The sequence below is a fragment of the Haloactinomyces albus genome, from assembly GCF_031458135.1.
Taxonomy (GTDB): domain Bacteria; phylum Actinomycetota; class Actinomycetes; order Mycobacteriales; family Pseudonocardiaceae; genus Haloactinomyces; species Haloactinomyces albus.
Map to the genome: position 1 here is coordinate 3,378,066 of NZ_JAVDXW010000001.1, position 19,807 is coordinate 3,397,872.

Sequence of the window (19,807 nt, forward strand, 5' to 3'; positions counted from 1 at the left end):
CGATATTGCGCCGGTGGCTGCCCGCATGGACGGCGCCGACCGTGTCGGAAGCCGGAGTATCCTGGCGGTGCCGAGATATTGCGTGAGATTGCTCGCTTCATTCCGGTCGTCGCCATCGGTAGTTTCGTCCGGTTGAAGACCCGACCGTAAGTTGCTCGTTGGGTAGTGGGCGGCGTTCACGGGTGCTTCACGGTCGGCTGTGTGCTTGTTCTATCGTGGAGTACGAGACACCTGCGAGGCGACGTGATATAACGGAACCAGGATTGCAGGAGTCTCGCCTGCAAGTGTCGCGGATCGAGACGGGCACGTTCCCGAGACAGGTGATCATGGCCGAGCGGATTCAGGTCGAACTCGTCGACGACATCGACGGGTCCCGAGCGCAGCAGACAGTCACATTCGCGTTGGACGGCGTCGCGTATGAAATCGACCTGAGCGAACGACACGCCCAACAGTTGCGTGCGGTGTTCGCGCGCTATATCGAACGTGCCAGAACCGCAGAGCAGACCTCGCGTAAGACTCGTCAGCAAGAGCAGGAAGAGCGCCGGGCACGGCAGACGAACCGCCAGCTCACCGAGCAGATCCGCGGAGCAGCGCAGCGCTCTCGTGACCGTATGAACGAGCAGGCGCAGGCCAAGGCTGCCGCCAAGCAGGATTCCTCCGAAGGCGGAAAGGCCGAGGAGGAGTTCGTGGCGCAGGAAGAGGAGCCCACGCTGTTCAGTCAGCACGAAAGCTCCGAGCGGAAAACGGACGAGTCCGCCGACGCGCGGGTTCCTGCCGTCTCCCTGCCGCACTTCCTGTCGGCAGCGGACTGAGTCGGGGCGGCTGAAACAAGCTGCACCGCGCCAAAACAAGCCGCACCGCGCCAAGCAGGCACGGTGCGGCACGGACTGCGGAAGCCGCTGTCTGCGGTCAGTCCTCGGCGCGGTGTCTGCGGCCACCGCTACGCCCGGACTTCTGTTGTGATTGGTCCTCGGCGTGTGTCGTCGATTGCTGCTCGGCCTGCTCGTTGAGCGAGGACACGAACTCGGGCGGGGCGCTCGTGTCCCAGTGGTCCGCTTCCGGATCGATCAGTGTCTTCTGCAGTTCGGTGTAAATCGGTGTCGAGTCCACTACTACCCCCGTTCTCACGGTCAACTCCCGAGATTACCCCCGCAGGACCGCAAGATCCGAAGGACGGCTGGTGATCACTCGAACGGCGGTCTCCCGTACGGCGGAGGCGCCGGCGCGGTCGCCATGCGATCGGTATCTCCGTTGATGTGGTGTTAATGGGGGGTTGTGCTGGTGTTTTGTGGGTTGCGGGGGGTGGGTGTGCGGGGTGGGTTCGGGGATGTGTAAAGTTTTCGCTGTCAGCACGGAACGAGCCGGTGTGAGTCGGGTCGGGTGTTGGTGGGGTCGTGAAGTGATCTCCCACGTTGGTGGTGGAGTGAGCGGCCTTGCTCGGTCCGGGAAATTGGCCTTGGCGGGTTGCCCTGTGTGGGGCCTGTGCGGGGTTGTTTTCGGTCGGGTGGAATAATAGGTGAGCGGTTGCTGCGATTGTGTCCGTGTTCGGTGTTGCTTCGCTGGGTCTTGAGAGATGTGGGGCCCGGTTGTTGGGGTGGCATTCGGATGGGGTATAGTGGGTAGCCGCGATATCATGAGGATGGCCTGCCGTGTGGTGGGTGTGTTCTTTGAGAACTCAACAGTGTGCCGATGGTTTTGTGTTTGATGCGGACCGTTTTTTCGGTTTTGTTTTTTTGGGGCATGCCCTGTTGTGGGGTGTGTTTCTGCTGGGGTTGTTGAATGATCCTTTGTTGGAGAGTTTGATCCTGGCTCAGGACGAACGCTGGCGGCGTGCTTAACACATGCAAGTCGAACGCTGAAGCTCTTGTTCGCAGGGGTGGATGAGTGGCGGACGGGTGAGTAACACGTGGGCAATCTGCCCTGTACTTGGGGATAAGCCTTGGAAACGGGGTCTAATACCGGATAGGACATGTCATCGCATGGTGGTGTGTGGAAAGCTCCGGCGGTACGGGATGAGCCCGCGGCCTATCAGCTGGATGGTGCGGTAACGGCGTACCATGGCGACGACGGGTAGCCGGCCTGAGAGGGTGACCGGCCACACTGGGACTGAGATACGGCCCAGACTCCTACGGGAGGCTGCAGTGGGGAATCTTGCGCAATGGGCGAAAGCCTGACGCAGCAACGCCGCGTGGGGGAGGACGGCCTTCGGGTTGTAAACCTCTTTCGGTCCCGACGAAGGTGACGGTAGGGGCAGAAGAAGCGCCGGCTAACTACGTGCCAGCAGCCGCGGTAATACGTAGGGCGCAAGCGTTGTCCGGATTTATTGGGCGTAAAGAGCTCGTAGGCGGTTTGTCGCGTCGGCCGTGAAAACCTGTTGCTTAACGGCAGGCGTGCGGTCGATACGGGCAGACTTGAGTTCGGTAGGGGAGACTGGAATTCCTGGTGTAGCGGTGAAATGCGCAGATATCAGGAGGAACACCGGTGGCGAAGGCGGGTCTCTGGGCCGATACTGACGCTGAGGAGCGAAAGCGTGGGGAGCGAACAGGATTAGATACCCTGGTAGTCCACGCCGTAAACGTTGGGCGCTAGGTGTGGGGACTGTTTCCACGGTGTCCGTGCCGTAGCTAACGCATTAAGCGCCCCGCCTGGGGAGTACGGCCGCAAGGCTAAAACTCAAAGGAATTGACGGGGGCCCGCACAAGCGGCGGAGCATGTGGATTAATTCGATGCAACGCGAAGAACCTTACCTGGGTTTGACATGCCTGGATCGCTCTGGAGACAGGGTTTCCCTTTTTGGGGCCGGTGCACAGGTGGTGCATGGCTGTCGTCAGCTCGTGTCGTGAGATGTTGGGTTAAGTCCCGCAACGAGCGCAACCCTTGTCCTGTGTTGCCAGCAATGCGGTTGGGGACTCGCGGGAGACTGCCGGGGTCAACTCGGAGGAAGGTGGGGATGACGTCAAGTCATCATGCCCCTTATGCCCAGGGCTTCACACATGCTACAATGGCCGGTACAGAGGGTGGCCAACCCGTGAGGGGCAGCGAATCTCTTAAAGCCGGTCTCAGTTCGGATCGGGGTCTGCAACTCGACCCTGTGAAGTCGGAGTCGCTAGTAATCGCAGATCAGCAGTGCTGCGGTGAATACGTTCCCGGGCCTTGTACACACCGCCCGTCACGTCACGAAAGTCGGTAACGCCCGAAGCTCATGGCCCAACCGGTTTGCCGGGGGGAGTGGTCGAAGGTGGGACCGGCGATTGGGACGAAGTCGTAACAAGGTAGCCGTACCGGAAGGTGCGGCTGGATCACCTCCTTTCTAAGGAGCACTGGTACTCGCACATGCCGGCGTGTCCTGTCCCGGTGTGGGCAGGGTGGTGGCCGGGTGTGGGTGCTGCCTGGTGGGTGTGCCCGGATGTGGTGCGCACCGGGTGGTGCTGTCCGAGAGTGTGGAAACGTCGAACATGGAATGCTGCTGGGGCCTGGGTGGTCTCGGTGTCGGTGCACTGTTGGGTTCTGAGGGAACATGCCGCTGGTGCTGCCCCTGGTTGGGGTGGTGGTGGGTGTGTTGCCGTGGTGGTTGTTGTTTGAGAACTGTATAGTGGATGCGAGCATCTTGATACTTGGTGTGTAAGTGTGTAAGGGCGCACGGTGGATGCCTCGGCATCAGGAGCCGATGAAGGACGTGGGAGGCTGCGATAAGCCTCGGGGAGCTGTCAACCGAGCTGTGATCCGAGGGTGTCCGAATGGGGAAACCCGGCCGGAGTGATGTCCGGTCACCGCTGTCTGAATGTATAGGGCAGTGGGAGGGAACGCGGGAAAGTGAAACATCTCAGTACCCGCAGGAAGAGAAAGCAATAGCGATTCCCCGAGTAGTGGCGAGCGAAACGGGATGTGTGGCTAAACCGGGTGCGTGGCAAGCCGGCAGGCGTTGCGTGCTCGGGGTTGTTGGGAGCATCTGGTTGGGGCTGCCGCCTCAGCGGGGAGTGTATGCATGGCCAGCTGAATGCGTTGGAATGCGCAGGCGTAGTGGGTGAGACCCCCGTCGGTGAAAGTGGTGCGTGCTCCCGGGTGTGATCCCGAGTAGCACGGGGTCCGTGGATTCCCGTGTGAATCGGCCAGGACCACCTGGTAAGCCTGAATACTCCTGGTGACCGATAGCGGAGAGTACCGTGAGGGAATGGTGAAAAGTACCCCGAGAGGGGAGTGAAAGAGTCCCTGAAACCGTGTGCCTATAATCCGTCAGAGCCGTTCGCGGTGATGGCGTGCCTTTTGAAGAATGAGCCTGCGAGTTAGTGGTGCGTGGCGAGGTTAACCCGTGGTGGGGAAGCCGGAGCGAAAGCGAGTCCGAACAGGGCGTGGTAGTCGCGTGCTCTAGACCCGAAACCGAGTGATCTACCCATGGCCAGGGTGAAGCCCGGGTAATACCGGGTGGAGGCCCGAACCCACCAGGGTTGAAAACCTGGGGGATGAGCTGTGGGTAGGGGTGAAAGGCCAATCAAACTCGGAGATAGCTGGTTCTCCCCGAAATGCATTGAGGTGCAGCGTCGTGTGTTTCGTCGTGCAGGTAGAGCTACTGGATGGTGGAGGGCCCTGTGTGGGGTACTGACGTCAACCAAACTCCGAATGGCATGGCGTGGATAGCGCGGCAGTGAGTCGGCGGGGGAAAAGCTCCGTCGTCGAGAGGGAAACAGCCCAGAACACCGGCTAAGGCCCCCAAGTGTGTGCTTAGTGGGGAAGGATGTGGGACTGCCCGGACAACCAGGAGGTTGGCTTAGAAGCAGCCATCCTTGAAAGAGTGCGTAATAGCTCACTGGTCGAGTGGTCCTGCGCCGAAAATGTAGCGGGGCTCAAGCACACCGCCGAAGCCGTGTCGCCGTGACTGTGTCATGGTGGGTAGGGGAGCATCGTGTGGACGGTGAAGCGGCGGCGTAAGCCAGTCGTGGAGACCATGCGAGAGAGAATGCGGGCATGAGTAGTGCAAGCAGAGTGAGAATCTCTGCCGCCGGATGACCAAGGGTTCCTGGGCAAGGCTGATCCGCCCAGGGTGAGTCGGAGCCTAAGGCGAGGCCGACAGGCGTAGCCGATGGATAACGGGTTGATATTCCCGTACCCGCCGACGCGCGTCCCATACCGGTGTCGGTGTTCTCGGTGCTATCGGTGCCGGCCTGTTCCGCTGTGCGGGACGGTGTCCGGTGCTCATGGTGGCGAGGCCCGGCGGTCCGGTCAGTGATGGGGTGACGCAGCAGGGTAGCCCATCCCGGGCGATGGTAGTCCCGGGGTAACGGTGTAGGGCGGTGCACAGGCAAATCCGTGCACCGGTGCCTGAGACCGGAGGCCGAGCCCGTGTGGCGAAGTGGGTGATCCCGTACTGCCGAGAAAAGCCTCTAGCGAGTGCGTGGGTGGTCCGTACCCCAAACCAACACAGGTGGTCAGGTAGAGCATACCGAGGCGAGCGAGCGAACCGTGGTCAAGGAACTCGGCAAAATGTCCCCGTAACTTCGGGAGAAGGGGAGCCATGGCCGGTGTAGGAGCGTTGCCTCCGAAGCTGGTGGTGGCCGCAGAGAGTGGGCCCGAGCGACTGTTTACTAAAAACACAGGTCCGTGCGAAGTCGTAAGACGAGGTATACGGACTGACGCCTGCCCGGTGCCGGAACGTTAACAGGACTCGTTAGTGGGTGCGCCCGCGAAGCGGAGAATGGAAGCGCCGGTAAACGGCGGTGGTAACTATAACCATCCTAAGGTAGCGAAATTCCTTGTCGGGTAAGTTCCGACCTGCACGAATGGCGTAACGACTTGGGCGCTGTCTCGACCACGGACTCGACGAAATTGCAATACGAGTAAAGATGCTCGTTACGCGCGGCAGGACGGAAAGACCCCGGGACCTTTACTGTAGCTTGGTATTGGTGTCTGGTTCGGCTTGTGTAGGATAGGTGGGAGACTGGGAAGCTCACACGCCAGTGTGGGTGGAGTCGCTGTTGAAATACCACTCTGGTCGTTGCGGGCGTCTAACCTCGATCCGTGATCCGGATCAGGGACAGTGCCTGGTGGGCAGTTTAACTGGGGCGGTTGCCTCCCAAAGGGTAACGGAGGCGCCCAACGGTCCCCTCAGCCTGGTTGGAAACCAGGTGGCGAGTGCAAGGGCACAAGGGGGCTTGACTGTGAGACCGACGGGTCGAGCAGGTGCGAAAGCAGGGCCTAGTGATCCGGCACTGGCTGGTGGAAGCGGTGTCGCTCAACGGATAAAAGGTACCCCGGGGATAACAGGCTGATCCTGCCCAAGAGTCCATATCGACGGCATGGTTTGGCACCTCGATGTCGGCTCGTCGCATCCTGGGGCTGTAGTCGGTCCCAAGGGTTGGGCTGTTCGCCCATTAAAGCGGCACGCGAGCTGGGTTTAGAACGTCGTGAGACAGTTCGGTCCCTATCCGCCGCGCGCGTTCGGAGACTTGCGAGATGCTGTCCCCAGTACGAGAGGACCGGGACGGACGAACCTCTGGTGTGCCAGTTGTTCCGCCAGGAGCACGGCTGGTTGGCTACGTTCGGCACGGATAACCGCTGAAAGCATCTAAGCGGGAAGCCGTCCTCCAGATGAGGTCTCCCCCCGACCTGGATCGGGTAAGGCCCCCACCAGACGAGTGGGTTGATAGGCCGGAGGTGGAAGCCTGGCAACAGGTGCAGCCGACCGGTACTAATCGGCCGAGTGACTTACCCACCCAGGGTGCGCATCCACTATACGGATCTGAAACAACAACCACCCCCCATAAACTCCACACACTGGCCATGGGCTAGACTGTGTGGCCAGAACGAGTCGGTGGTCATAGCGGCGGGGACACGCCCGGTCCCATCCCGAACCCGGAAGCTAAGCCCGCCAGCGCCGATGGTACTGCACCCCCACGGGTGTGGGAGAGTAGGACACCGCCGACCCCCACTTCGGAGGGGCTGTGCACACCGCATTGCGCGGACTGCACAGCCCCTCCGATTTTTTCACGTCCCGACCAAAACCGATTGCGAAGGCAACGGTACGGCGAGAACCTCGGCCGATGAACGTCGAGCACCACGATTCGATGGATGTCGCCGAACTCGCTCTCGGATGGTGGGTGAGATGAGTCTCCGGCGATCCGTACCCTGACGCACATGGGTGGTGTGCGGATTCTCCTTGTCCAACCGTCCGAGCAGGGTCCTCCTCAACAGCTGGGGGAGTGGCTGACTGCGGCCGGTGCGGAACTTGACGTTGTCCTGCCCGCTGCACAGGAGCTGCCGGAGAGCGTGGATGCGTATTCGGCGCTGGTGGTGCTGGGCGGTGGGATGGGTGCGCTCGATGACCTCGAGTACCCGTGGCTCAGCGGTGTTCGAGCACTGTTGAGTCAGGCAGTCGGTCGACGGATGCCGGTGCTCGGCATATGCCTGGGGGCTCAGTTGCTGGCAGCGGCGACCGGAGGCCGGGTCAAACCGGTACGCGACGGCCCCGAAGTGGGCACGCTGCTGGTGGCCAAGCGTGATGCTGCTGCCGAGGACCTGCTATTGGGACCTCTGCCGCTGACTCCCGACGTCTTGCAGTTCCACCGGGACGAAGTGGCCTCCCTGCCTCCGTCCGCGAAGCTGCTGGCTTCCTCGCCGAAGTGCGAGAATCAGGTATTTCGAGTGGGTGATTGGGCATATGGTCTGCAATTCCACATCGAGACGAGCACGGATACGGTTCTGGAGTGGGCGCGCGATATGCCCGATCTCGCCGAAACCGCTCGCTCCGGTCAGTTCGATCGTGATCACCTCGACGCCTTCCACGGTGATCTGGCCGAGACATGGCAGCCGGTGGTGGAGCGCTTCGTCGACCTGGCCGGGCAGTCCCCGGACGAACGTCCGGGCAGCCGCTCGCTGCCGCTCGTGTGAGCGTGATCGCAGGAGGTAAGTGCGGTGACGACTCGGCTCGGCCGACGTCACGGATTACGGTTCGGATATGACCCAGAGCGGCTCCCAGCGTCCGGGATCGATGCCCTCTCCGGCCAGGTACGGCTTCAGCGACGTGCAACGTGCGGAGACGCAGTTGCGGGCTGCAGGCTGGTGGTCCGATTCCGGGCCTGTGGCGGAGGCGGAACGGGTCGTCTCGGCACTGTCGCGAGCGCCTGATCCCGATCTCGCACTGCACTCGGTCGAGCGGTTACGCGAGGCAGTGGGGATGACGTGGCCCGAGTTGTCCGCGGAACTGGTCACCGACAAGGGGCTACGCGGGCGTCTGTTCGCAACGTTGGGTGTCTCCGGTGCCTTCGCCGACCACCTGGTGGCACATCCCGGTGATTGGCGCCGACTGCGTACCGGTTGTCGGCAGAACATGCGCGATGTCGACGAGTACACCTCGGTGCTGCTGGAATCGGTCGGTGCACGCGGCAGTGGAGTCCCCGGAACACCCGGTGGGCCGGTCGCGTCGTTGCAGGGGAAAGCCGCCACGAGTGCGCTGCGCGCTGCTTACCGCGGGCTGTTGCTGGAGGTGGCTGCGGCCGATCTCGCCGCTGTCGTCGAACCCGGTGTCGCCTCGACCACCTACGAGCAGGTGGCGAGCTCGCTCTCCGATCTCGCTGTCGCGGCACTGCGAGCCGCCCTGTCCGTTGCGGCGGCCGAACTTTCCGAAGACGATTCGGTCGCTCGGCTGGCGGTGATCGCGATGGGCAAGTGCGGGGGGAGGGAACTCAACTACGTCAGCGACGTGGATGTCGTCTTCGTGGCCGAATCCGAGGAGGACGTCGCCCCGGCGACCCGGCTGGCCAGCATGATGATGCGTGTGGCCGGGACCGCGTTTTTCGAGGTCGACGCGGCATTGCGCCCGGAGGGTAAGGCGGGTGCTCTGGTACGTACCTTGGACGGGCATCTCAGCTATTACCGTCGATGGGCCCGTACGTGGGAATTTCAGGCGCTGCTCAAAGCTCGCCCGGTGGCGGGTGACGGTGATCTCGGCATGCGTTATCTGGAAGCCGTGCAACCGCTGGTGTGGACTGCGGCGGAGCGGCAGGACTTCGTGTCCGATGTGCGCTCGATGCGGCGCCGGGTCGAGGAGCACGTTCCGCCGGAGCACGCCGAACGTGAAATCAAACTCGGCAGGGGCGGGCTTCGTGACGTGGAGTTCGCCGTGCAGCTGCTGCAGATGGTGCACGGGCGCAGTGACGACTCGGTGCGCACGTCGGCCACTGTGGAGGCGCTGCGAAAGCTGGGCGACAACGGCTACGTCGCGCGCACGGATGCCGCGGACCTGGCGGACTCGTACCGCTTTCTGCGCATCCTGGAGCATCGCCTGCAGTTGCGCCGCTTGCGGCGTACGCACTTGCTTCCGGGGTCGGATGACGCCAACGCCCGGCACGTTCTCGCCAAGTCGGTGGGATTGCGCTCCAGTGGCCGCAAGGACGCAGGCGCTGTTCTGCTCACCGAGTTCCGCAGGCACAGTAACCGGGTTCGGCGATTGCACGAGAAACTGTTCTACCGCCCGCTGCTGGAGGCGGTGGCGAAGGTTCCTTCGGCGGCGCTGCGGTTGACCACCGATGCCGCGGTCGACCGGTTGAGCGCTCTCGGTTACACCTCGCCCGAGGGCGCGTTGCGGCACATCGGAGCCATCACGGCCGGAGTCTCGCGTCGCGCGAGTATCCAGGGCACTTTGCTGCCGATGCTGCTGGATCTGCTCGCCGAGACTCCGGATCCGGACGGCGGGCTGCTCGCCTACCGGAAGGTGTCCGAGGCTCTGGCCGAAACGCCCTGGTATCTGCGCTTGCTGCGTGATGAGGGTGCGGTGGCCGAGCGGTTGGCGGTATTGCTCGGCACTTCCAAGCTGGTTCCCGAACTCCTCGTACGCGCCCCCGAGGTATTGCGGTTGCTGTCCGATGTGTCTGCCCTGGCGGGCCGGAATCCGCGGGAGGTGGCGGATTCCTTGCGTAGCGCGGTTTCGCGGCACGGCGACCCGGAACGTGCGGTCGCTGCGGCACGCTCGCTGCGGCGGCACGAGATGCTTCGTGTCGCCTGTGCCGACCTGCTCGGTCTGATGAAGCCCGAAGCGGTGTTCCGGGCACTGTCGAGTGTGTGGGCGGCGGTTCTCGAGGCCGCACTCGACGCGTCCGTGCGTGAGGTGGCCCGACGTCCCGAATGGGCCGGTGGTGGACTGCCGCCCGCTCGGATCGCCGTGATCGGTATGGGGCGGTTGGGTGGCGCCGAACTCGGCTATGGATCCGATGCGGACGTGATGTTCGTGTGCGAACCGGCCGAGCATGTCGAGGAATCCATGGCGTTGCGGTTCGCCACCACCGTCGTGGAGCAGATACGCAGACTACTGGGCAAGCCGAGCCTGGACCCGCCCTTGGAGGTCGATATCGAGCTACGTCCGGAAGGACGAAGCGGTGCCCTGGTACGTACGCTGGACTCCTACCTCAACTACTATCAACGGTGGGCCAAGGTGTGGGAAGCGCAGGCGTTGCTACGTGCTCGTCCGGTGGCGGGGGACGAGGACTTGGGGGAGCGGTTCTGCCGGTCGATCGCCACGATCCGCTACCCGCGGGGTGGTCTGGACGGTGCGAATATCCGCGAGATCCGCCGCATCAAGGCTCGTGTCGATGCGGAACGTTTACCGCGAGGAGCGGACCCGACCACGCACACCAAGCTGGGGCGCGGTGGGCTCGCCGATGTGGAATGGACACTGCAACTGTTGCAGCTGCGCCATGCCGACGAGTTTCCGGAATTGCGTACCACCTCGACCGTGGAAGGTCTCCGTGCGGCGATGGGGGTCGGCGTGTTGGCCGAGAGCGACGCCGACGAGCTGATTGCCGCGTGGATGCTGGCGATGCGTGCCCGCAATGCGGTGATGCTGGTGCGGGGAAAGTCCGGTGATCAGTTGCCCAAACAAACCAGGGAACTGATCGCCGTGGCAGCGGCTCTCGGTTACCCGACCGGAGTGGACACGGGGGAAGTGCTCGATGATTATCTCCGTGTCACCCGGCGTGCGAGGGCAGTGGTCGAGCGAATATTTTACGAGGAATCTCCCGGAGTCTCTTAGTAGGGTTTTGTCAAGTGTTTGATCGTTGCTGGTCAGGGGGTTTCCAGCTGTCCGGGGCGGTTTGGTGGCAGGTGGGGCAGGCGCCGGTCCAGACGGCCAGCAGGGTTTGCAGGTGTCGCAGGACTGCGTAGAGGGTCAGGCCGGCGCAGGGGCTTTTGGGTCGGCCCGCAGCTGGGTGCAGATGGCCTGTGCCAGGCTGACCAGGGTGACGTGGCGGTACCAGCCGGGCAGGCTGCGGCCTTCGAAGTGATCCAGGCCGAGGCCGGTTTTGAGTTCGCGGTAGTCGTGTTCGACGCGCCAGCGCAGCTTGGCCAGCTGCACCAGTTCGCGCAGGGTGTCTCGGCGGGCAGGTTGGAGATCCAGTAGTCGGTGGATTCGGGCTCTCCGGGTGGCCATTCGACGATCAGCCGGGCTGCGGGCAGGTGCCAGGCTTGACCGCGACCACAGAGGACAGGCCGCGTTCGGCGAGCCCGAAACGAAAAGCGGTGGCATCGCCGTAGCCGCTGTCGGCGACCACCGGCCGGGCCGACAGGTTCCAGTCCTCGGGGGTTTCGTCGAGCATGTCCAGCGCCAGCCGCCGCACCGCGGCATCCGGGCCGCGAACTCCTCGATCCGTGGGGCCACGGCCTGCATCTCCTCCGGTGTCTCCCACCATCATCCCACCCAACAGAAACGAGTTAACAAAGTCCTACTAGTACTCGAAAGAGGTCTCCGGCAGGCGACGCGTTCCCGCCTGTGGGATGTTGCTCGTATGCAGGCTGTTGCGTTGACCGAGTTCGGTGAGCCCGAGGTACTGTCCCTCCAGGAGCTGGATGATCCGCTGGTGGGGCCGGATACGGTCCTCGTCGAGGTCCGTGCGGCCGGAGTGAACCCGGTGGATTACATGATTCGCCGTGGTTATTTGCAGGGTGCGTACCCACATCACATGCCGCTGATTCCCGGTTGGGACGTTGCCGGCGTGGTGCGCGCGGCGGGCCCGGCGGTGACCGGGTACCGACCCGGTGACGAGGTGGTCGGCTATGTGCGTAAGGATCACGTCCAGAACGGGACTTACGCCGATATGGTCGCAGCGCCCGTGCGAACGCTCGCGCACAAGTCTCGTTCGCTGGATTTCGAACGGGCGGCGGGGATTCCCCTGGCCGGTCTGACTGCGGTGCAGACGTTGCACGCTGCCGGAGCCGGGCGTGGTGACATCGTCCTGGTGCATGCCGCTTCCGGTGGGGTGGGACACCTCGCTGTGCAGATCGCCACCGCGATGGGCGCGTCTCGTGTGATCGGCACGGCCTCCGAAGGCAATCACGAGTTCCTGCGGGAGCTCGGTGCGGAGCCGCTGACCTACGGTGAGCGCCTTCCCGAACGGCTCGCCGAGCTCGTCGGTGGCGAGGGCAAAGTGGACGTGGCATTGGACTTCGTCGGTGGGCAGGCGCTGGCGGACTCCCCTTCGATCGTGCGCAGTCCCGAGCGGCATGTCTCGGTCATGGACCCCGACACTGTGCTGTCCCAGGGCGGTCGGTACGTTTTCGTGCATCCGGACTCGCAACAGTTGACGTGGCTGGGCGAGCTTGCCGACAACGGGCAACTTCGCGTCGAGGTCCAGCAGACCTTCCCGTTGGAACAGGCCGCTGCAGCACACCGAGTGCTCGAGGACGGTCACGTACGCGGCAAGCTGGTGCTCACTCCGGCGTGATCGCACTCCTGCGGTGGTAGCCATTCGCTCGGGCGTGGTGACATCATGCACGGGTTCTGCCGCGTGGTTGGACACCGGGAGTGCACGATGTCCGAAGAGTTCGAACTGCTCGTTGACCGGCAAGCACTGCATGGTCAGAGTCCGGTGTGGATGCGTGCGTTCAATGCAGTGCGCTGGGTGGATGTGCTGCGACGCGAATTGCACACCTACCACCGGAATTCCGGTGGCGATGACGTGAACGTGTTGTCCGCAGCGGTGACGTCCCTCGCTGTGAGCCGGAGCGGACAGGTGATCACGGCGGCCGGGCACGGTTTTGCCCGGCTGTCCCGGTCCCGCGCCGGTTTGCACCCGGTTGCCGAAGTGCCCTGTGGTGACCGGATGAACGAGGGGGCCTGTGACCCGGCGGGACGTTTTCTCGCCGGCACCGCCACCTACGACCGGAGCGAGCGGGGAAACGCGTTGTACGTGCTGGACTCCGATCGGGCCCGGCCCTTGGTGGATGGGCTTACCGCACCCGGTGGACTGGACTGGAGCCCCGACGGCGGAACGATGTACCTCGTCGATTCCGCGCCGCGGGTGATCTGGATGTACGCCTACGATGCCAAGCGCGGTCGTCTCGGTGCGGGCCGTCGGTGGGTCGTCTGTTCCGAGTCGGAAGGGAACCCGCGTGGAATCGTGGTGGACCGTGAAGGGTGTGTCTGGGTGGCGTTGGACGGCACCGGCAGGATTCATCGCTACCGGCCGAACGGCGACCTCGAGACAGTGCTGTGGGCACCCACCGCCCGGATCACCGGGCTGGCGTTCGGTGGTCGTCGGCTGGACGAGATGTACGTGACCTCGGCATGTGTCGGTTATCACGAGCGTGACCTGCGTGCCGACCCCTATGCGGGTGCGTTGCTGCGGTTCCGCCCCGGATCTGTCGGCCTGCCCACAACCGCCTGGAACGGCCATTGAGCGAGCATCCCGGGGCGGTCGATTTCGCCCGGGAGATCGCCCAGCGGGGCCGGTGGCAGGACGAATCTCCGCCACCGGCCCCGCTGTCGACCGGCAGGATCACACGTCGAAGTAGAGGGCGAACTCGTGCGGGTGCGGGCGCAGCCGGATCGGGTCGATCTCGTCCTCCCGCTTGAGCGCGATGAAGTTCTCGATCAGGTCCTCGGTGAACACGCCGCCCTCGAGCAGGTAGTCGTGGTCGGCTTCGAGCTTGTCGACGGCCTTGGACAGCTCATCGGGCACCTGCGGAACGTTCTTGGCCTCCTCGGGCGGCAGCTCGTAGAGGTCCTTGTCGATCGGCTCGGCAGGCTCGATCTTGTTCTTGATGCCGTCCACGCCTGCCATGAGCATCGCCGCGAAGCCCAGATACGGGTTACCGGACGGGTCCGGGCAGCGGAACTCGACGCGCTTGGCCTTCGGGTTCGTACCGGTGATCGGGATACGCATGCAGGCGGACCGGTTGCGCTGCGAATAGACCAGGTTCACCGGTGCCTCGTAACCGGGGACCAGCCGCCGGTAGGAGTTCACCGTGGGGTTGGTCAGCGCCAGCAGGCTCGGTGCGTGGTGCAGGATGCCGCCGATGTAGTAACGCGCGGTTTCCGACAGGCCCGCGTAGCCGGACTCGTCGTGGAACAGCGGGCTGCCGTCCTGCCACAGCGACATGTGGCAGTGCATGCCGGAGCCGTTGTCACCGAACAGCGGCTTGGGCATGAAGGTGACGGTCTTGCCGTTCCGCCATGCGGTGTTTTTGATGATGTACTTGAACAGCTGCAGGTCGTCGGCGGCGTGCAGCATCGTGTTGAACTTGTAGTTGATTTCGGCCTGGCCGCCGGTGCCGACCTCGTGGTGGGCGCGTTCGACCTCGAAGCCCGCCTTGCTCAGCTCCGTGGTCATCTCGTCGCGCAGGTCGGCGAAGTGGTCGTACGGCGAGACCGGGAAGTAGCCGCCCTTGTAGCGGGTCTTGTAACCGCGGTTGCCGCCTTCCTCGTTGCGCCCGGTGTTCCACCAGCCCTCGATCGAATCGACCTCGTGGAACGAGGTGTTCGCGGACTCGGAGAAGCGCACCGAGTCGAAGATGTAGAACTCGGCCTCGGAGGCGAAGAACGCGGTGTCGGCGATGCCGGACTCCGCCAGGTACTGCTCGGCCTTGCGCGCGATGTTGCGCGGATCCCGGCTGTAGGGCTCCAACGTGAACGGGTCGTGCACGAAGAAGTTGAGGATCAGTGTCTTCTCGATGCGGAACGGGTCGAGCCGCGCGGTGTAGGGATCGGGCAGCAGCAGCATGTCCGACTCGTGGATCGACTGGAAACCGCGAACCGACGAACCATCGAAAGCCAGCCCTTCGATGAAGGTGTCGTGGTCGAACGCCGATGCGGGTACGGTGAAGTGCTGCATGACCCCCGGCAGGTCACAGAACCGGACATCAACGAACTTCACGCCCTCGTCGGAAATGAAGCGCAGGACCTCGTCTGGATTCTTGAACACCCTCGATGGCTCCTTCGTACGCTTGCTTGTACCGCTCACCGGCGACTCTTGCGGTCACCGACTCGACATCTACGCTAGGACGCCGGTGTTGCCTGGTCGTCACTCCTGTGTTTCGTCGACGTTAACGCGATAGCGACCTGCTTCAGCTGCACTTGCAGGGGCTTGCTCGAGCAGGCCGTATCCTGAAGCCGTGGGTAGAGTGACGGGTTCCTGGCTGTCCGGCCCGAGGGCCGCGTACGGTCACCAGGATGACACCGACCGGCAGCGGTGGCGAGGCGAGCGGCTGGGCCTGCCGGAAAGCGGATCGGGTGCGGCGGCCCCCACCGGTAGGCGGGCACTGGGCTTCTTCATCGATCTGGGGCTGGCCGCGCTTGTGGCCGGTCTGTTCACCGCACCGGAGTTACCGGGCAACTGGAGCCTGCTGGCCTGGATCCTCATCACGATCGTGCCGGTGGGCTTCTTCGGATTCACTCCCGGCATGGCCGTGACCGGAATCTGGGTCTCCCGACTGGACGGGGCCATGGTGGTCGGTGTACCACGCGCCTTGCTGCGCTGTTTGCTGACGTTGTTGCTGGTTCCCGCCGTGCTGTGGAACTTGGACGGCCGATCCTGGCACGACCGGCTCACCGGGACCGTCGTGCTACGCCGCTAGAGCCCTCCGGCCGAGGCCGAAGTTTCCGGGAAAGTTTCGGCCCCGGTGCGCCGGTGGCTCAGCGGCGGCGGGTCGCACGTTGCATGCTGCGCATTTTCGCGCCCTGGGGAGTCGGTCCCTTGGGCATCGAGTTGCCCCGACCGGCCAGCGCGGCGAGACGCTTCTCCAGGGAGTCGGCTTGCCCCGCGTTGATGTTGCGAGGCAGTTTCATGATGCGCGACTGCAGCTTGCGGATCGGCACCTGGCCTTCCTCGTTGCCCACGATGAACTCGTAGATCGGGGTGTCGCCCACCAGACGCGAGATCCGCTTCTTCTCCTGGGACATCAGGTTTCGCACCCGGTGCGGTGCCCCTTCGCCGACGAGCACGATGCCGGGGCGTCCGATCACCCGGTGCACGGCATCGAGTTGACTGGTACCGGAGACCGCCTGCGACAGGTGCCACTTGCCCCGGAGGTTCTCCAATGCCCAGCCGCCCGCACCGGGCTGCCCCTCGGCCTTGCGGTAGACATTGGCCTGCACCCTCCTGCCGAAGATGATGACCGCCCCGAGAACGCCGAGTGCGATGCCCACCGGCAGGAAGTACCACTGCAGGCCCCAGACCAAGCCGAGCAGGAACGCCACCAACGCGACCCCGACGAACACCGCCAGCATCAGCGGAAGCAGCAGCCGATCCTCCCGGCGCTGCATCTTGAACGCCTCGAAGAACTGTTTGCGGCGTGCGCTGGATGCCTGCCGCTTCTGCTTGGCCGCCTCTTTCTTGGCGGCCTTGTCCTGCTTGGCCATGCCCACCAGGATACGGCGCACCCCCGAGCCACCGTCGAGACGGTGACGAATGGTGCGCAACGGGAGAGTCCCGAGCGCGCTGTGCCCCTGCGGAAGTATGCCAAGGTGACCGTGTCCGTGCGAGGGTGATTGCGTCCGCAGGCTTGAAGACCGGCCGTGACCACCGGGAGCGGAGCCATTGACCACCCCACAGTCCGGGCAGCCCGGCGATTCCGCCGAGTCCGCGCAGACGGGTGCGCACTCGGTTGATCCCGCCGACCGCCAATCCGAGTCCTTTCCCCGCTGGTGGTGGCGCGGCATGGCGCGGTACCGACCTCCCGGCTTCGGCCGGTCACGCCTGTGGCGGAGCCCCTTGCGCGGGCCCTGGTTGACCTCGGTGTTCGGAGCGGTCCTGCTGGTCACCCTGCCCGCGGTCACTCTCACCGGCCTGGTGTCCTACATCGCCTACGCGCCGCAGTTCGGACAGGCGATACCGGTCGAGGTCGGCTGGCTGCGCCTGCCGTTGTTCACCTGGCCGACGCACCCGTCCTGGCTTTACGGGCTGAATCAAAGCGTGCATGTGCTGCTCGGGCTCGTGCTGATCCCGGTGGTCCTGGCCAAGTTGTGGTCGGTCATTCCGAAACTGTTCATCTGGCCGCAGGCCCGGTCCGTGGCACAGGTCGTCGAACGACTCTCGCTGCTGCTGCTTGTCGGCGGGGTACTGTTCGAGATCGGCACCGGTGTCCTCAACATCCAGTACGACTACGTCTTCGGTTTCAGCTTCTACACCGCGCATTATTTCGGTGCCTGGGTGTTCATCGCCGGCTTCGTGGTGCACGTGGCCATCAAGCTGCCTCGCCTGATCACCGCGCTGCGTTCGCGCTCGCTGCGCGGGGAGCTGCGAACGTCCCGTGCGCAGACCCGTCCCGAGCCACTCGACGTGGACGGGTTGGTCGCGGTCAGGCCCGATGCCCCCACGGTCAGCCGTCGCGGAGCATTGGGACTGGTGGGCAGCGGTTCCCTGCTGGTCGCCGTGTTGACGGTCGGTCAGAGTATCGGCGGGTGGGCGCGGCAGTTCGCTCTGTTGCTGCCCCGTGGCCGCTCCTACGGCGACGGACCCAACGGCTTCCAAATCAACCGCACCGCCGAGGCGGCGTTGATCGGTCCTCGGGATGTCGGGGCGGGATGGCGCCTCGTGCTGACCGGAGGCCCCGAACCGGTCAAGCTCGATCGTGCGGCGTTGCTGGCCATGCCGCAGCACACCGCGAGACTGCCCATCGCCTGTGTCGAGGGTTGGATGACGACCGAGACCTGGACGGGGGTGCGACTGCGCGATCTCGCCGCGCTCGCCGGAGTCGCCCATCCCGGCTCGGCGTACGTGCGATCACTGGAAGCCGTCGGTGCCTTCGACCGGGCGACCCTGCAGCCCAACCAGGTCCGCGATCCCGACTCGTTGCTGGCCCTCCGGGTCAACGGTGCCGACCTGTCGCTGGACCACGGCTACCCCGCGCGAGTGATCGTCCCGGCGCTGCCGGGGGTGCACAACACCAAGTGGGTGCGTTCGATCGAGTTCAGGAGCCCTTGAGGTGCGTCGAATCCGGACCGGGTGGCTGTGGCTCTACGGGGCGAACCCACTGCACCTGCTGCTGTTGCTGGCCGGCTGCACTCTCGCGGGCTATGCGGTGAGCCTGGCCGAGTCGGCACCGATGTTCTCGCGCATGCTCGTCTGGTTCGGTGCCGCCGTCATCGTGCACGATTTCGTGCTCTTTCCCGTGTACGCGCTGGGGGACCGGTTCCTCACCGGCGGATCCCGCGCGCTGCGGCGGTCGCAGCGCATGCGCCCGCCGGTCTCGCCGGTGAACTACGTCCGATTGCCCGCACTCGGTGTCGGACTCCTGTTCATCCTGTTCTACCCCGGCATCCTCGAACGGTCCTCGGCCACGTACATCGCCGCCACCGGGCAGACTCAGGAGCCGTTCTCCCATCGCTGGCTGCTCCTCACCGCGGTGATGTTCGGTGCCGGTGTTCTCGCCTATGCAGCGCGCTTGGGCTATGCGTTCCGCCACCGAAGCGGTGCCCGGGACACGAGTCGGGGCCGCGACCATTCTCCTGGCCGCGGCCCCGACAGCGAGTGAATCAGCGGCTCAGCAGGCTGCTGGCCTCCTGAGCGGCGGGTTGTGCCTGGGCAAGATGGGCGAGGTTGTCCGACAGGGGCATCCCACGATGCTGGGTGGCCTTGGCGAACAGGCGACCCGCCCGGTAGCTGGAGCGAACCAGGGGACCGGCCATGACGCCGGGGAAACCGATGCGCTCGGCGGCCTTGGTGTGCTCGACGAACTCCTCGGGCTTGACCCAGCGGTCCACCGGATGATGCCGGGGGCTCGGACGCAGGTACTGCGTGATCGTGATGATGTCGCAGCCTGCTTCGTGCAGATCGCGCAGCGCGGGCTCGACCTCGTCGGGGGTCTCGCCCATACCGAGAATGAGATTCGACTTCGTCACCAGCCCGGCCTCGCGGGCTTCGGTGAGCACCTGCAACGAGCGGTCGTAACGGAAGGCGGGCCGCATCGTCTTGAACATCCTCGGCACGGTCTCCACGTTGTGCGCCAGGACTTCCGGACGCGATCCGAACACCTCGGCGAGCTGGTCGGGCTCGGCATTGAAGTCCGGAATCAGCAGCTCCACGCCGGTACCGGGATTGAGGTCGTGGATCTGTCGCACGGTCTCGGCATACAGCCACGCGCCGCCGTCGTCGAGGTCGTCGCGGGCCACCCCGGTGACCGTCGAGTAGCGCAGGCCCATGGCCTGTACCGACTCGGCCACCTTGCGGGGTTCGGTGGTGTCGAGTTCGGCGGGCTTGCCCGTGTCGATCTGGCAGAAGTCACAGCGGCGGGTGCACTGGTCACCTCCGATGAGGAAGGTGGCCTCGCGGTCCTCCCAGCACTCGAAGATGTTGGGACAGCCTGCTTCCTCACAGACGGTGTTCAGTCCCTCACGCTTCACCAGGCTCTTCAGTTCCTGGTATTCGGGCCCCATCCGGGCACGAGTCTTGATCCAGGACGGTTTCTTCTCGATCGGGGTCTGACTGTTGCGCACTTCCAGACGCAACAGTTTCCGCCCCTCCGGCGCCACAGTCACGGCCACAGGTTACGCCCATCGGGTGGGGGCTCGGCAATGGGCGAGGTCACGCTGAGAAATCTGGGAGAGTGC

General features: G+C 64.4%; 12 protein-coding genes, 3 rRNA genes and 1 pseudogene. 11 read left to right on the forward strand and 5 right to left on the reverse strand.

The features are described from left to right. Positions 1-284 precede the first annotated feature (284 nt). On the forward strand, positions 285-812 hold the full coding sequence (locus tag JOF55_RS16060; RefSeq protein ID WP_310275091.1) for a histone-like nucleoid-structuring protein Lsr2: 528 nt from the start codon (positions 285-287) through the stop codon (positions 810-812). A gap of 97 nt (positions 813-909) precedes the next feature. Here the strand turns inward: JOF55_RS16060 and JOF55_RS16065 are convergent, their stop codons facing one another. Then, complete coding sequence (locus JOF55_RS16065) at positions 910-1,128, reverse strand: hypothetical protein (RefSeq protein WP_310275092.1); 219 nt, start codon at positions 1,126-1,128, stop codon at positions 910-912. A gap of 659 nt (positions 1,129-1,787) precedes the next feature. Here JOF55_RS16065 and JOF55_RS16070 point away from each other — a divergent pair. From JOF55_RS16070 to JOF55_RS16090, 5 genes are all read left to right on the forward strand, one after another. After that, a 16S ribosomal RNA gene (locus tag JOF55_RS16070) occupies positions 1,788-3,310 on the forward strand. A gap of 309 nt (positions 3,311-3,619) precedes the next feature. Continuing rightward, a 23S ribosomal RNA gene (locus tag JOF55_RS16075) occupies positions 3,620-6,707 on the forward strand. Positions 6,708-6,801: 94 nt separating this feature from the next. Continuing rightward, positions 6,802-6,918 (forward strand): 5S ribosomal RNA (gene rrf / locus JOF55_RS16080). Together the 16S, 23S and 5S rRNA genes form the textbook arrangement of a ribosomal RNA operon. A gap of 210 nt (positions 6,919-7,128) precedes the next feature. Next, positions 7,129-7,881, forward strand: coding sequence for a type 1 glutamine amidotransferase (locus tag JOF55_RS16085; RefSeq protein WP_310275093.1), 753 nt, complete (start codon positions 7,129-7,131; stop codon positions 7,879-7,881). A gap of 67 nt (positions 7,882-7,948) precedes the next feature. Further along, a complete protein-coding gene (locus tag JOF55_RS16090; protein WP_310275094.1) occupies positions 7,949-11,017 on the forward strand; it encodes a bifunctional [glutamine synthetase] adenylyltransferase/[glutamine synthetase]-adenylyl-L-tyrosine phosphorylase in 3,069 nt (1,022 codons plus the stop codon). A 135-nt stretch (positions 11,018-11,152) separates the two neighbouring features. Here the strand turns inward: JOF55_RS16090 and JOF55_RS24495 are convergent. Then, a pseudogene (locus JOF55_RS24495) lies at positions 11,153-11,594 on the reverse strand (transposase); the annotation flags it as partial. Between the two features lie 174 nt (positions 11,595-11,768). Between JOF55_RS24495 and JOF55_RS16105 the strand changes: the two are divergent. Both JOF55_RS16105 and JOF55_RS16110 read left to right on the forward strand, forming a co-directional pair. Beyond that, positions 11,769-12,704 carry an NADP-dependent oxidoreductase gene (locus JOF55_RS16105; RefSeq protein ID WP_310275096.1) on the forward strand — a complete coding sequence of 312 codons (936 nt, stop codon included), beginning with the start codon at positions 11,769-11,771 and terminating at the stop codon, positions 12,702-12,704. Positions 12,705-12,791: 87 nt separating this feature from the next. After that, positions 12,792-13,658, forward strand: a complete 867-nt coding sequence (locus tag JOF55_RS16110) for an SMP-30/gluconolactonase/LRE family protein (RefSeq protein WP_310275098.1) — start codon at positions 12,792-12,794, stop codon at positions 13,656-13,658. 99 nt (positions 13,659-13,757) lie between these two features. Here JOF55_RS16110 and glnA read toward each other — a convergent pair whose 3' ends face one another. Further along, entirely contained in the window at positions 13,758-15,182 is a 1,425-nt protein-coding gene (gene glnA, locus JOF55_RS16115; RefSeq protein ID WP_310275100.1) for a type I glutamate--ammonia ligase, read from the reverse strand. A 190-nt stretch (positions 15,183-15,372) separates the two neighbouring features. Between glnA and JOF55_RS16120 the strand changes: the two genes are divergently transcribed. Next, positions 15,373-15,834, forward strand: coding sequence for an RDD family protein (locus JOF55_RS16120; RefSeq protein ID WP_310275103.1), 462 nt, complete (start codon positions 15,373-15,375; stop codon positions 15,832-15,834). Between the two features lie 58 nt (positions 15,835-15,892). On the opposite strand, the gene JOF55_RS16125 is transcribed toward JOF55_RS16120, so the two are convergent. Next, on the reverse strand, positions 15,893-16,618 hold the full coding sequence (locus tag JOF55_RS16125) for a DUF4191 domain-containing protein (protein ID WP_310275105.1): 726 nt from the start codon (positions 16,616-16,618) through the stop codon (positions 15,893-15,895). A gap of 298 nt (positions 16,619-16,916) precedes the next feature. Between JOF55_RS16125 and JOF55_RS16130 the strand changes: the two genes are divergently transcribed. Both JOF55_RS16130 and JOF55_RS16135 read left to right on the forward strand, forming a co-directional pair. Further along, positions 16,917-18,182 (forward strand): molybdopterin-dependent oxidoreductase, encoded by a 1,266-nt coding sequence (locus tag JOF55_RS16130; protein ID WP_374727525.1) that lies wholly within the window; start codon positions 16,917-16,919, stop codon positions 18,180-18,182. A gap of 1 nt (position 18,183) precedes the next feature. Further along, the gene (locus JOF55_RS16135; protein ID WP_310275109.1) at positions 18,184-18,732 is read left to right on the forward strand and encodes a hypothetical protein; all 549 of its coding nucleotides are present in this window, start codon (positions 18,184-18,186) and stop codon (positions 18,730-18,732) included. A gap of 1 nt (position 18,733) precedes the next feature. Here the strand turns inward: JOF55_RS16135 and lipA are convergent, their stop codons facing one another. Next, positions 18,734-19,735 carry a lipoyl synthase gene (gene lipA / locus JOF55_RS16140; protein ID WP_310275110.1) on the reverse strand — a complete coding sequence of 334 codons (1,002 nt, stop codon included), beginning with the start codon at positions 19,733-19,735 and terminating at the stop codon, positions 18,734-18,736. Positions 19,736-19,807: the final 72 nt, after the last annotated feature.